13 protein-coding genes and 1 tRNA gene are annotated in these 13,780 nt (G+C 39.3%); 8 read left to right on the top strand and 6 right to left on the bottom strand.

From position 1 onward, the window contains the following. The 4 genes from serC to LEP1GSC195_RS04630 all read left to right on the top strand — a co-directional run bounded on the left by serC (position 1) and on the right by LEP1GSC195_RS04630 (position 3,836). Complete coding sequence (gene serC / locus LEP1GSC195_RS04615) at positions 1 to 1,098, top strand: 3-phosphoserine/phosphohydroxythreonine transaminase (protein WP_084597392.1); 1,098 nt, start codon at positions 1 to 3, stop codon at positions 1,096 to 1,098. Further along, positions 1,091 to 1,747, top strand: coding sequence for a hypothetical protein (locus LEP1GSC195_RS04620; RefSeq protein ID WP_015680358.1), 657 nt, complete (start codon positions 1,091 to 1,093; stop codon positions 1,745 to 1,747). The genes serC and LEP1GSC195_RS04620 overlap by 8 nt, the downstream gene beginning before the upstream one ends. Beyond that, entirely contained in the window at positions 1,744 to 2,181 is a 438-nt protein-coding gene (gene rpiB / locus LEP1GSC195_RS04625; RefSeq protein WP_002975248.1) for a ribose 5-phosphate isomerase B, read from the top strand. Before LEP1GSC195_RS04620 ends, rpiB begins: the two co-directional genes overlap by 4 nt. Positions 2,182 to 2,270: 89 nt before the next feature. Then, a complete protein-coding gene (locus LEP1GSC195_RS04630; protein WP_015680367.1) occupies positions 2,271 to 3,836 on the top strand; it encodes a LamG-like jellyroll fold domain-containing protein in 1,566 nt (521 codons plus the stop codon). On the opposite strand, the gene LEP1GSC195_RS04635 is transcribed toward LEP1GSC195_RS04630, so the two are convergent. Genes LEP1GSC195_RS04635 through LEP1GSC195_RS04650 form a run of 4 tightly spaced genes read right to left on the bottom strand, consistent with a single transcriptional unit; the run spans position 3,804 to position 7,735 of the window. Further along, positions 3,804 to 4,193, bottom strand: coding sequence for a hypothetical protein (locus LEP1GSC195_RS04635; RefSeq protein ID WP_015680248.1), 390 nt, complete (start codon positions 4,191 to 4,193; stop codon positions 3,804 to 3,806). The two genes, LEP1GSC195_RS04630 and LEP1GSC195_RS04635, sit on opposite strands and share 33 nt — an antisense overlap. Beyond that, complete coding sequence (locus tag LEP1GSC195_RS04640) at positions 4,190 to 4,381, bottom strand: CopG family transcriptional regulator (RefSeq protein ID WP_015680282.1); 192 nt, start codon at positions 4,379 to 4,381, stop codon at positions 4,190 to 4,192. Before LEP1GSC195_RS04640 ends, LEP1GSC195_RS04635 begins: the two co-directional genes overlap by 4 nt. Then, the gene (locus LEP1GSC195_RS04645) at positions 4,381 to 4,989 is read right to left on the bottom strand and encodes a tetratricopeptide repeat protein (protein WP_015680240.1); all 609 of its coding nucleotides are present in this window, start codon (positions 4,987 to 4,989) and stop codon (positions 4,381 to 4,383) included. Before LEP1GSC195_RS04645 ends, LEP1GSC195_RS04640 begins: the two co-directional genes overlap by 1 nt. After that, a complete protein-coding gene (locus tag LEP1GSC195_RS04650) occupies positions 4,961 to 7,735 on the bottom strand; it encodes a hypothetical protein (protein WP_015680461.1) in 2,775 nt (924 codons plus the stop codon). Before LEP1GSC195_RS04650 ends, LEP1GSC195_RS04645 begins: the two co-directional genes overlap by 29 nt. Positions 7,736 to 7,785: 50 nt before the next feature. On the opposite strand from LEP1GSC195_RS04650, the gene LEP1GSC195_RS04655 reads away from it, so the two are divergent. Continuing rightward, the gene (locus tag LEP1GSC195_RS04655) at positions 7,786 to 8,760 is read left to right on the top strand and encodes an alkaline phosphatase family protein (RefSeq protein ID WP_015680331.1); all 975 of its coding nucleotides are present in this window, start codon (positions 7,786 to 7,788) and stop codon (positions 8,758 to 8,760) included. Here the strand turns inward: LEP1GSC195_RS04655 and LEP1GSC195_RS04660 are convergent. Then, entirely contained in the window at positions 8,757 to 9,926 is a 1,170-nt protein-coding gene (locus LEP1GSC195_RS04660; RefSeq protein ID WP_015680394.1) for a tetratricopeptide repeat protein, read from the bottom strand. The genes LEP1GSC195_RS04655 and LEP1GSC195_RS04660 overlap by 4 nt on opposite strands. Then, the gene (locus LEP1GSC195_RS04665) at positions 9,923 to 11,608 is read right to left on the bottom strand and encodes a hypothetical protein (protein WP_051122352.1); all 1,686 of its coding nucleotides are present in this window, start codon (positions 11,606 to 11,608) and stop codon (positions 9,923 to 9,925) included. Before LEP1GSC195_RS04665 ends, LEP1GSC195_RS04660 begins: the two co-directional genes overlap by 4 nt. Before the next feature lie 80 nt (positions 11,609 to 11,688). Here LEP1GSC195_RS04665 and LEP1GSC195_RS04670 point away from each other — a divergent pair, with 80 nt between their 5' ends. From LEP1GSC195_RS04670 to LEP1GSC195_RS04680, 3 genes are all read left to right on the top strand, one after another. Further along, a complete protein-coding gene (locus tag LEP1GSC195_RS04670) occupies positions 11,689 to 12,348 on the top strand; it encodes a class I SAM-dependent methyltransferase (protein WP_015680304.1) in 660 nt (219 codons plus the stop codon). 46 nt (positions 12,349 to 12,394) lie between these two features. Continuing rightward, positions 12,395 to 13,678, top strand: a complete 1,284-nt coding sequence (locus LEP1GSC195_RS04675) for a UvrD-helicase domain-containing protein (RefSeq protein ID WP_015680433.1) — start codon at positions 12,395 to 12,397, stop codon at positions 13,676 to 13,678. Positions 13,679 to 13,693: 15 nt separating this feature from the next. After that, positions 13,694 to 13,766: transfer RNA gene (locus LEP1GSC195_RS04680), tRNA-Val, on the top strand. Positions 13,767 to 13,780: the final 14 nt, after the last annotated feature.

Consider the following 13,780-nt stretch of genomic DNA (forward strand, 5'->3'; position numbering starts at 1 on the left):
ATGCCTACGTTTACACACAGAATCTTCAATTTTAATGCCGGTCCTGCCATGTTGCCTACCGAGGTCATGGAAGAAGCAAAGTCTGAGTTCCTAAATTACAAAGGAACCGGAATGTCCGTGATGGAAATGAGCCATAGAGAGAAACATTTCCAAAATATTCTGGATGAATCACTCGCTGACCTACGAGAACTTCTGGATCTGCCATCTCGTTATGCGGTCGTTTATTTCCCAGGTGGGGCCACCTTACAATTTTCCGCCATTCCTTTCAACTATTTGGCTGCAGGAGAATCTGCCGATTACGCAGTCACGGGTGTTTGGGCAAGGAAAGCCCATGAAGAAGCAAAGAAATTCTATCCCCATGTAAAATCCATATTTAATGGAGCAGACTCAAAGTATATGGAGTTACCTACCATCACCGATGGTATGGTAAATGAGGGAGCCAAGTATGTTTATATTACTTCTAACAATACTATTTTTGGAACTCGTTACAAAACCTTTCCTAAACTAAAAAAAGCGCCCCTTTTTGCTGATATGACAAGCGAACTCCTGAGTCGTAAACTTCCCATTGAAGATTTCTCTGTGATCTTTGCGGGCGCCCAAAAAAACATAGGACCTTCTGGACTCACTCTTGTGATTTACGACAAAGAAAAATTGCCCGCACAATCACATCCCATCCCGAACCTGATGAACTATGCTCTCATGGAAAAAAATGGATCTCTCTACAACACTCCACCCACCTACTCCATCTATATCGCAGGTCTTGTTTTCAAGTATTTGAAACGAAAGGGTGGAATTGCTGCCATGGAAACCATCAATGAAAGAAAAGCAAAAAAACTCTATGATGCTTTAGATGCCTCTTCATTATTCTATGCACCAGTGCCTGAGGCTTTCCGTTCGGCAATGAACGTAACTTTTAGAAGCCATAACGAAAGTGTGGATTCAAAGTTTTTAACACTTGCCGAAGAACAAGGGTTTGCTGGTCTTAAAGGATACAGAGAAGCAGGCGGTTTTCGAGCTAGTATTTACAACGCCATGCCGGAAGAAGGTGTGGATTCTCTCATTTCTTTTATCAAAGAATTTGAAAGAACCCATGGGTAAATTACCAAAATTCTACTTAAACCTCCTTTTTGTTTTCGTTGGATCTCTTTCTGCTCATTCTCTTTGGATTCCCGAAGGGAATCTGGGATGGGAGGCAGCGAAGGAGTGTTACTTGCCACTCAAAAAAGAAATTCCTCCGGGTGCCATAAGTCCCAACCTTCTCAATTTGGATCGTTTACGAATGGAAGATTATGCCAAGGAATCGGCCGAGCTTCGTTTGGCTTCCCTTGACTGTTTTCGAGACAAAGTAACGAAAGACCTACCCGAAGACCCAATTGTGGAAGATTTAGGTGAGTATTTCAAAGGACCGATCCTCTCAGGGAAGGAAAAAGAAGAGGTGTTTTTTTCCTATGAATGGAGGATTTTACTGTCCGACAACCGCCCTTATCCGCTGACACCTGGTGAGGTCGGTATCGCCAAACAGTGGTTTGAATCTCATACGGAAGTCAAAGAGGAAATAACAAACCTTACCATCGAATACCTCTCAGAAAAGAATCCAAAAGAAAAATACAGAAGATATTTAGATCTATTCACTGGATATTATGGAACCTTACTCCGAGAAAGAGATAAGTTTTTACTCTCACTCTCTTTAGAATCTTATAAGTCCTATACTGATGCCATGAAACAAAGAAAGGAAAAGCCTGAATGAAAGAAAAAATTGGAATTGCTTCTGACCATGGAGGATTTGCTCTCAAAGAATTCCTCAGGAAAAGTCTCGAGGAAACTTACGAAATTGTCGATTACGGTACTAAGAGCGAAGAGTCCGTCGATTACCCTACCATCATTGGAGACGCCTGCCGAAAGGTTCTTTCTGGTGAAGTTCCAAGACTCATCGCCCTTTGCGGAACAGGCATTGGAGCCTCCATTGCCGCCAACCGTTTCAAAGGCATTCGAGCTGCCCTTTGCCATGATGAGTTTACGGCGGAAATGTCCAAACGCCATAACAACGCCAATGTATTGGTTTTAGGGGGAAGGGTTCTCGGAACGGATTTAGCACAGAGAATTGTAAAAAAATGGATAGAAACAGAATTCGAAGGTGGACGGCACCAAAAACGATTGGGACTGATCGAAGAACAGTCGTAATCCTATTCTTAATTTGGGGCCTACCCGTACTTGGATGGGAAGTCCCCAAAAAAGAAATCATTAACCTCGACATCTGGAAAAAGACCGGTGTGGTTCAAAATTCCGAACCCGGAAAAAAGAACTTTCTCAAACCCAAAGAAAACACCCCAAAACATGGCGAACTCTTCTTCGATTTTGAGGGAGAGGTCACAGAGCCACAAAGTTCAGAAACGGGTCTTCCCTTTAAATCCAAATCCATTTCTGTGGTTTCGTCCTCCTATTTAGTGGATGACCAATCCTATTTTTTTGGCAAACGATCGGCTTACTTTTCAGGACGAAGAAATCAAATCCATTTATCTGTTTCTGGAAATTCTCTCTTTGGAACCCACCCCGATCCATTTACAATTACCATCCCCATTCGATTAAGCGAACAAGGCGCAGGTTCTGTGATTTTAGATAGAACTGTATTTGTGAAGGGGAAAAAATACGGCATCTCACTCGAGTTAAACGAAAGTAAACCAACACTTTACGTAAATAACCTACTCCAAAAATCCGATGGTCGAACTACAAGTTTCATTTTGGAATCACCAGTAAAAATCAAAAGAAAAACGTGGGAAGTGATCTCTATTTATTTTGATACATTGAACCATCGATTTGTATTATATCAAAATGGAACAGAAACTGCAGAATATGAAAACAACGAGGCCAATACTTTAGGATTTGGTTTTCCCGAAAATGATTCCACTCCTCTTGTTCTCGGAAAATCGTTCTATGGGAACTTAGATGGATTCCATATCCATAAGGGCGAACCAGAAGTGCAATACACTAAGTTTGAACCTGTTCGGTATGATGATGAAACTAAAATTGGATTTATGGAAGGAAGCACGGCCCTTTCACCCGTCTTAGAAACTAAATACAGTAATTCCTCTCTCACGAGAATTCACTGGAATGTAGAACAACCAAAAGATACGATGCTTGAACTTTACTTTAGAGGATCGAACCAAAAGTTTGTGGATTCCAACACAAACCTTTCTTGGGTTAGAATTAAATCATTGGATAAGGATCTTCCCAAAAATAAATTCAAATACTACCAATGGAAGTTATGGTTCCGATCAGACCCTATGGGCCAATCGGTTCCAAACATACAATCATTATCTTTTGAGTATATGGAACAAACTCCTCCCGACCTACCTACACGTTTTCGGTTGGATTCCAATCCGATGGCAGGAAACCCCCTTTGTTTTCTATGGAATTCCAATCACGAAAAGGAAGTTCAAAATGGTGGAGGTTATATCATCCACTATGGATTACTCCCCAATCGAATGTTAGGTTCTATATTTGTTAAAAAAGATAAAATGGGTGTCTTAACAAAAATTGACGGCAATGAAGAAGATAGTGGTTTTAAAAACAAACGTTTTTGTATTACTGAAGAAACATTAGTGAATAATATTTATATCCCTGAAGGGGAATTAGCATCTGATGAATTTAGACCTCTTGCTGACCAAGTTGATCTCTCGAGAAAAGAAAAAAGGGGTCTCCTTTTTCAACCAGGTTTGACATATTATTTCAGAATATCAGCTTACAATCGTTATTTGAATGAATGGGATTCCAAGGACCAACGAAGTCCACTTTCTTCGCCTATTTCATTTAGTTTCCCCAAAGAAGTTTCGAACTAATAACAAAGGAAGGGAGGCCGTCTCCCTTTCCGAGTCCACAACCAATACATCCATTCCTTCCTTCAAAGCAATTGCCATCTCTATATCACAAGTTTCAGACATAAAGATTTGTGTTCTGACTCCTTCAGTATCTAAATCAAAAATGGAATCAGTGAGGTCTTCTAAATACCGCAGGATTTGTTTTTTTTTCTCAACATCAAGGGGATCTAAAAGTTGGAATAATAAAAAAATAGAAAGTGAGGAGGTAAAAAATCGCTCGTGTGCATCCAGAGATTCAGATAAAAGTTTTTGGACCTTTGTCTTACGAGAAGAGCGAAGCAATGCAAACAGTACAGAGGCAGTCAAATAAAGTTTCAATCGAGTAACTCCGCAAGTGCCACAAGAGCTTGTCTTCGCAATAGTTCTGACTTTTGGATGATCTCGTTTTTTAAAGCCATTCGGATGAGTTCGCCTTGCGAAACTCCTCTTCTAGAAGCTTCATTTTTTAATAAAATTTGTTCCTCTTCCGAAAGTAGGATTTGAAACCGTTTATCAATTTTTGCCATTAGTCTTCTTCTTCCAGTTCTTTTTCGGCCTTTTCAAATTTACGCCAATACAAATTCGCATCTTGCCACTGACCCAGTGATTCGTAAAGGGAAGCAATATTATAATAGGATTCTGTCAAACGATAGTCCAACTTCACTGCTTTTTGAAATAGTTTAATCGACTTCTCTTTGTTATCCGAGAACCATTCACTAAAAGCCCAAAGGTAATACCAACGACCTAAATTGGGATCCCTTGGCCTTACTTTCTCTAAATGCAAAACATTTTCTTGAAAAAGTTTGGAGGAAAGATTATAATTTTTTTGGATTAATTTTGCTTTATTGATTCTGTCTTCTGCAGGTTCATCCGGTCTTGGCACAGACAGATCGTTTCTATAAAGAAGAGCCTTTGCATAGAGTAACTTAAAGTACAATTCGTTTTGGCTTAGGTCAAGGTAACGTTCCAAATAAGGAATGGAAGTGGTCTCTTCATCGACTTTGTGGAGATTGTATATTTGTTTTTTTAAAGCAGTAGTTTCTTCTTTTTTTTTGCTACCACCGGCCCATAAAGTTTGGATGGATAAGAGAAAAATACAAACAAATTTAAAAGTATAGGTAGAAATTTTGTCCATCGTCAGGGAATTTCATCGATTTGATTTCATGGCGAAATGGTAGTTCCTGTAATTTTTGAATCACAGAGAGGTATAAATCTTTTGCCGTTACAATCAACATAGAATTGGGCGAGGTTTCAATCAATCGATCTTTACTTTCCAAATACGTTTGAACAGAATCTACAAAATGTTTTTTGGAACGTTCCCATTCTTGCGAGGGATGGTATTCAGGCCATTGGATACGTAGAACCGATGTGGCCCTCTTTCCTCCGAAGGTAGCTTGCATAAAAGAACGAATCATCCAAGACAAACTATCCTTCAAAAACTCAGGTTTTCTTTCTTCTTTCTCCACAAGGACATGAAGGGCAGGAATCACCTGGCGAAGTTTTTCCTGGATCATTCGTTTGTGAGAGTCAAGAAACTTACTTCTTTCTTCCTTATTTAAGAGAACCAGAAAGATTCCGGGGAATCCAAGCGATTCCATGTGGAAAGCGATGATTGCTTCAGTTTGCAAAAGAATTTCCCAAGAAAATTTCTTTGCAATAAAACGATCGAGTCTCACGACATCATCCACATCAAACATGGCAAATCCATTTTCATCAAAAGGTAAATAGGGATCATGATGTAAAAAGATCAAATTAGAACGAGTGTTATAGTCTAGTCCCGATGAAATTTGGTTATGAAAAGAACCAAGAGAATCATTTAAAAATAGATAGGAAAACCTAGGTGAGCCGAGTCGTGAAATAAAGTTTTTTGTATAACCCACAATCCCATCGTAAGAGATTTCATTCTCTCGATAAATTTTATCAAGTAAACCATACTCCACACGTTTTTCTTCTGGGACCATGGTTAGGAAATTCTCTGAATTTTGTTTAGGTTCTTGTGTTTCTTCTCTTTTAGTAACTGAGTGAACGAGTTTTTCTAACTCAGGATTAAAAATAGTTTCTCGCTTTTTTTGTACTGCATCTAAAATGGCAACTCGTCTCCAAGTGACCGGTGGAAGTATTTTAAAACTCGTTTTTTTCACAGGATTTGTATTGTTTGTAATGGGTTCCACTTTTGTTTCAATTCCTTCTTTGCGAATCGGAGTTTTTTTTATCTCTACTTCTACTACAGATGACTCATCACTCACTAACGGGGATTCCCCTAACACCTTTGGATGATGCTGTTCCCACTTACGTTTGACTGTCGCCCAAATCACAAATAAGATCCAAGGTCCTATAAATAAATATCCAAAACTAAATAGATAGGGGGGAAAAGAAGAATAACGATATACGGATAACCCTGATAAAAATCCTGGTTTCCCTTGTTCTTTCGAAGTATAATAAGAATGGAATTTATGGTGTAAAAATCCTACCGATTGTTTTTTGGATTCTAAATGGACAAACTTAGAACCGTCCTCACCCTTCCAAGTTCTTGGATTGAACAAAACTTGTTCCTTACTTTTGTTATCCGAGAGTTTCGCAGAAACCAATGGAAAATAAAACTCATCACGATCTTTTTCTTTTTTTGCCTGTAAAAGATTAGAATCGAGGACAGCAACCAGGATATCAATCGAACCATTCGCAAGATTTCGCTTGGGAATGAGATAAACTAAATCCAGTTCTGACTCAAGTAACATTGTTATCGGATGGCTTTGGATCCTTTGAAACAATCCAAAAATTTCTGTTCCAAATCGATTTTGTATGGTTTTACTTTCTATAGATCCCTCTTTCCAAAGATAGAGTTCGGAAACAATTCTTTCTGTTTCGCCGAGACCCCCACCTTCTCCCAAACCTTCTCTGAGTAGATTTTTTTCAAGAACAGAAAGAGTCTCTTCAAATTGAGTTAACCTATGTTTGGTCCATGGTTTATAATAACGATAGTCCGGAAAAAGTTCGAAGCTTTTTTGATAGAACAAAAGTAAAATGAGATAAACAATTACAGGTATAAGTATTCTTCGTTTGAACTGAAACCCATGAGTGTGAATGACCATCCAAATAAACCGGATATAAAAAAGACCTGTAAAGGTGATAAGAAAAAGTATATAACAACCGAATCGGATTTCATCGGCTTCTGAATCCGACTGACGCAGTAAATAAATTGAAAAATGATCAGTGGTTTCTAAAATAAGTTTTGAATTTTCACCATCTAACTGCCATGTGATGGTCTGGCCTTCTTTCCCAGAAAAAAGGCCAAGGAGCTGGTTACTCTCCCGATCTCCTGTCAGAATTGATTCATCATTGGTATACAATATCTTTTGCGATTTGGGATCAAACGCCCAGTAAAGATACCCATATTCTAAGTTGGCATTTTGAATTTGTCTCGGCAGGGCAGGACCTTGCGGAAAAACCACAAAAAACTTTCCCGATAAGTCCCGATACACATAATCACCGTTAGCTAGAGTGCGAAGTTTTCCCTCTAAAAGTCCGGAGGGGTCTTGCCTAAGTTCCTCCTGAAAGATTTCATTAGTTTCATTTGTACTATGGATAAGGCGAAGTGAGTCATCATACAATCTTACATAGTTCAGGCCTAATGTTTGTTTAATGCGAGTTGTCACTTGAGAGGCACGGTAAGGCAATGCAGATTCTCGAAAAAAGAACTCAAGTGTATTTAAATACTCTTTTGTCCGATCTTCATCAAAACGTTTAAGAGCAGAAATCAGATTGGATTTCATTCGAAGGGGTCGAATCCATTCGAAATACCCAAAGAGTAGCGATGTAACAAGAAGGGAAACCATCAAGTATCCAAAAAGAATAGACAGGTTTCCGAAATTCCGTTTCATCATTCTAATTATCGGGTTGTCATTGGCAAAAACCAATCAGTCCAAGGAAAGGAATGATTTTTTATGTATTTTTGGACGGAGTGGGAATCGCAAACTACGACCCAAAATCCAATCCATTCAGTCGTTTTGCCAAAGGATTCTTAGCACCCGTCGGAGGGATTCCGAAGTCTGATGCAGACCTACCGGTTTTGCCATCAAGGTTACACTATATCAAAACGGACGCCCACATGGGGGTTCCGGGCCTTCCCCAGTCTGCCACAGGCCAAACAGCACTTTGGACGGGCATTCCTGGCCCCAAAGTGCTTGAGCGTCACGTGAGTGGGTTTCCCACCATCACCCTTCGCAAAATCATTGCCAAATATTCCATGATCAAAGTTCTAAACGAACATGGAATCTTAAGTGATTTTCTAAATTGTTTTTCCCCACCCTATCTTAAACACGTAGAAGAAAAACCAAAACTAGTCTCCGCCTCCACCTTGGTCCAGTTAGCTAGCGGCAGACCATTAAAGAACTTCGATGACCTTCGTAATGAAAGAGGTCTTTATATGGATCTCACTCATGAAATAATGGGAACTATGGGGATTGATATGTTAAAAAAAGGAGATCCTCTGTTAGAAAGGCGAGATCCTTACGAACTAGGCAAACAATCCAAAACTCGATTTGCCCACTACCAATTGGCTTTGTATGAATACTTTCTCACTGATAAAGTGGGACATGCGATGGATTGGGATAAAGCAGAACATGTAATCAAAAATCTAGAAGATTTTTTTCGAGGAATCCTCGAGACTCTCGATCCAGAAAAAGATTTACTCATTGTTTCTAGTGATCATGGAAATATGGAAGACTTAAGCCAAAAAAACCATACGGAAAACCCGGCGGCCACCATCCTCTATGGAAAGAATGCTGACCGCTTCGCAGAAAATATACATTCGCTTGCAGACATTGTTCCGGAAATTTATAAAACTTTCGGAATGGAGGAAGCCCTCCAGAATACAAAAACGAATGAATTTCTAATTAAGTCCGACTAAAACTCTAAATCACTTCCCGAATCTGGTCTTGTTGAAACCGAACTTGGTTTAGGTGAATCAGAGTCAGACGATACATCTGAACCATCAAGATCATTGTGGTCGGTAAACTGATCGAGTGATTCTTTTTTCCATGCAATCGCCTTGTCGGTAATCTGGTTTTTAGGGTATTTATCTACAATCGTTTGGAATATGCCGGCTGCTTTTTCAAATTTACCTTGTCTAAAATAAATCGTACCTTTTTTATATAAAGCTGCCTGGTCTAACGAATAATCGCTGTTATTCAATGCTTTGTTTATATAGGTAAGAGATTCAACTTGTTTTCCCATGGCATCGTAAGACAAAGCGATATAATACAAGGCTTCCTCTTCTTTTTTAGGAGTTGGGTTCACAGAAATTACTTTTTGAAAAAGTTCTACTGCTTTGTTATATTGTTTTTTTGTATAATTTTCTTTCGCATCTTTTAAAACAGAATCTTTATACTCCCCAACTACCTTTTCATCAGCACCAGCTAACTGGTCAGCAGTTTCAATGTATTCATCAAATACATCAAAGGAAGCCCAGTCTTTACCAAGTTTACGAAGGGATCTTCCCCAACCAATTCTGGATTCAGTATTGTTCGGATCTTCTTGTAAGGCCAAAGTATAATTTTTACGTGCTGTTTCAAAATTTCCAGTTTTATAGAAATGATCCCCAAGAGAGAGAAAGGATTTGGATCTAAGTTTATTATCAGAGCTTGATTGTAAAACGGACTCTAAATGAGCCTTCCCTTCCGACTCATTTCCAATCTTTAAAAGTAAGTTTCCAAGAGAGTAACTCAATCGTTCTTTTTCTTCTGGCTTTAAACTCGGATTCTTTTTTAGATCTTTGTAAATATCAAGTGCTGGATAAAAATCAGAATTCTTTTCGAGAGCTCTTGCTTGGTTGTATTTGATTTGGAATTCATATTTTTCAGCACCACGTTTTCCAGCTAACTCAGAAAAGATGGCAATTGCTTTTTCTTTGCTATGTGGGTTAGATTGTTTTAAGTATTCTTCCCCTTCTGCAATTTTTTCCAAAATCACTTGAGATTGGTCTTCTTTTGCAGAAATGTTGGTCTGGTAATATGCAGTAGAAAGACCCGCAACAATAAATAAAAATCCTGCTAAAGTAACAATAATTCGATTCATAAATTCCCTCTACCCGCATAACTTAGGGTTTGATTCGTCCAAAATTCCACTCGAGAAGGTGAATAGGATTTAGTTTCCCTTTTCAAAAAACATTTTAAGGCTTTTTTTGTATCACCAGTTTTCAACGCACTCACTCCAAGGAAAAACATAGCTTTTCCTCGTAAGTATGCATTGGATTCATTTTTTAAATATTCTTCCAACCGATACACGGCTATTTCATATTTTTTTCTAATCACAGTTTCTTTAATGATTCGATTCAGATCTGTTTGGCCTAAATCATAATTCACAGTTGCGGATGTTTCTTCTTTGAAGTCGTTTGCCTGTTCTGCATTTTCTCTTGATGGAAAACTGTCAGTAGGTGTCACCGCATGTTCATTTTTATTGATATCTGACTTTTCTGGTTCTCTTTTGGGATGGGACTCCGCAACCACATTGGGTTCTTCTGGAGGAGCAATATCTTTAGAAAAATCATACTTAAAGTAAGAAACATTTTCTTTTAAATTATAATCTTCTGGAATTCCATTGGATTTTGCAGTCACACCAAAATAGAGTTCATCGATTTCTTTTAATTCTTTAATAAAAAAATTTGTTTTAGGATGCACTACAGTTGCCACTTTCACAACCGATCCTTGGCCAAAGGAAGAGGAACCTTGGTTCAATGGCTTTACCGAAGCATACAAACTATAGATTGTAGATTCGTCTGCGGCCTCTGGACTAATCCAACTAATCACTGCACCTTTTCCTACTCGTTCGTAACCGAGTCCCCTAACATGCATTGTACCGCCATAATCGGTATGTGTGTCGTTTGAAGCGACTTCCTGTTTTGGCTTTTTAGGAGACTCTTCTACAATGACTTCTGCGTTTGTTTTTTCGGTCTGCTTAATATAAAACGCTCGTAAGGTGGATTTTTTATCTTCCAAAGGAAGAGTTTCCTCGCCGCCCACTTGTTTTACAGATACTCCATAATAAAGGGTTTGGGATTTTTCTAAATCTTGGTCTAAAAAAGTATTCACAGGATGAGTTAGTTCTGCCAATTTTTCTGCTTTTTGCATCAATGGTAAACTTGTGAGTGGAGAGTTAGATCGATACACTGTATATAGAGTTCTTCCCGCAGTGGCTCCGTTTGGTGGTGTCCAATTCAATCGGATAAATTTTCTTTCTATATTTGCTGTAATCCCAGAAACCCCACCCACCATAGAATGGATCCCAGCGTCCGCAGGAAAGGCTGGGAAGTCAGGATTTTGTCCCACAACAGGAGTTCCGTTTTCCTCTTCAATATGAACCGGGGTTACTGTATAGTTCTGGTTTGAAAAAAGTTTTACTTCACGTCGACGAACATCTGTTACCATCACTATGGCATAATAATAAGTTCCCGGTTTCAGATTGTAATCAAAAAATACACGGGTTGCATTGGCCCCTGACGCTTTGTACCTGCCGAGGGAATCTGCAACGTATAGTTTGTCCGGACTATCAATCATTACAGTGGAACGAGCCACAATGATTTCGCCTTCCTGTTTGGGAGGATCCCAATCCAAACGAATCGATTTTTTATCAGGTAGGAGGCTTGCGTGAATGGCCTTCGCTATAGTAGGATAACGACTTTCCTCAAATCCGGAGTCTGCCGAAACCGGAACTAGCGAGATAAGCAGCACAACCGTCCAGAGTTGAATCGAGAACTTCATACTTAGATTTTCGGTGGTTGGGGCCTGCGAATTGAATTTTTCGTTTGTACTTTCCTCGCTTTTCTGTGAGAATTGTCATTATGTCCGAAACGGAATACTACCGTTCCCAAAGTTACCAGGAATACTTACTCTCAAGCCACAGAAGAGAGGTATGTCCCCCGGAAGATGTGTATGCATTTTTCAATTGGAAGGGCCTAAACAACCTAGTGGACTTTGGGAGTGGACTTGGATTCTACTTCCAAGAATTTCGAAAGTGGTTTCCGCATGTCTGGATTTGGGCTGCCGAATGCCAACAAGATATCATTGATATGATCCTTCGGCGTAAACTCATGGAAGGAATTGAGCAACTCACACCTTTCCATATAGACCAGTCTGATCATCCCCTTCTCCCGGAATGGGTTCCGGTTCCAGAAATCATCTTTGCCTCCCTTTCACTCTCTACTTTCCCAAACCCTGGTTTGGCGATGGATGGTCTCATTCGCTCTATGAAATCGGGGGGCCGGTTGTTCATTATCGATTGGTCAAAAACAGAATCTGGTTTTGGTCCTAAAATCAACGAAAAGATATCCATGGACAAAATGAAATTTCTCGCAGAAGAATATAAATTGGAAGTTACAAAATCTGGCCGAATTTCTGAACATTTTTATGGAATGGAAGTAAAGGCTAGTTCCAGTTTTATTTATGGATACTATGACCTCAAAGAAGAAGAGGATGAAGATACAGCGGTCTTCAAACAATAATCTAAAAAATTAGAACCACAAGCTACGTTCTTTCCACCAACGTTGTATGTGGAGTGAAGAACAAAAAGCCATCATCCATTCAGACCACCCCATTAAACAAGTGATTGCTGGTGCAGGATCGGGAAAAACTGCCACGATGATTGGACTTTTGGAAGAAAGGGAAAAAAAGAAATCCATCCTTCCAGAAAATACTTTAATTGTTACATTTACGAAAAAAGCCACCCAGGAATTTAAGGAACGTTGCCATAAAAAAAATCTCTCTTCAAAGTATCATATCTCCACCTTTCATGCATTTTGTTATTATGCACTAAAACACTACGATACTTCTAAAAATTGGTCTCGTTACAGACTCCTTGGTGAATCGAAAAAATGGGAAATCACAAAGGAATTTCTTCATCCCCTGCAATTTGTCATTGGTGGGATTCCCTTTCCCATCCTATTCAAAAATAACGGAAAACATTTTCGAAAACTTTCATTGGAAGGATATGAAACCTTCCAATCTGCTTTCCGTAATTGGAAAGAAAAAAATCATTACTTCGAGTTTGATGATTTGATCTTCGATTTCCTTCATTTTTTGGATACAAAATCTGCAGATGTCGTGAAAGAAAGATGGAAGGCACTTATCATTGATGAGTTCCAAGACACAGACGAAGTACAACTTCAGATCATACAAAAAATGAATTTTGGGTCCATTACTGTTGTGGGTGATGATTGGCAGGCAATATACGGATTTCGCGGAGCCACACCAAAACCTTTTTTAGAATTTCCAAATCATTTCCCAGGTGTGGTCCAATATTTTCTTTCCACTAACTATCGTTCGAAGGATTCTATCATTCAATCTTCTCTACTTCCCTTAAAACACAACAAAGACAAAATCGAGAAACAAGTCCAAACCTTCCGCAAAGAACAGGGAACTTTCCAAGTGGAACGAATCAAAGACACTGAAACTAGACCAATTGCGATTTGGAAGGAATGGTATAAAAAAGATTCTGAATTAATCCTTCTCACTCGAAGCAATTTCCGGAAAAGGGAGTGGATTGAATGTGGTGTTCCTTCGGCACAAGTGATGACCATCCACAGTGCCAAAGGATTAGAATTCAGAACTGTCATTCTCGACTTGGTCCTGGGATGGAGTGAGGACATCAAAGATACAAACGAAGCAGAAGAAAGAAGGATTCTCTATGTCGGCCTTTCCAGAGCAAAAGACAATTTAGTTCTTTTAATCCCCGATACAACCAAACCCGATCGCTTGGCGGATCGAATGAGTGGGGATTTTTCAATCAGGAACCGGTTCAGAAATCGTACTTTACGATGGACTCGGCTCTGGTGAAGTGGTTTTACCTTAGGGGATTAGCTCAGTTGGTTAGAGCGCTACCTTGACATGGTAGAGGTCACTGGTTCGAACCCAGTATCTCCCAAGTATCTTTGGCTC

Source organism: Leptospira wolbachii serovar Codice str. CDC (genome assembly GCF_000332515.2).
Classification (GTDB): domain Bacteria; phylum Spirochaetota; class Leptospiria; order Leptospirales; family Leptospiraceae; genus Leptospira_A; species Leptospira_A wolbachii.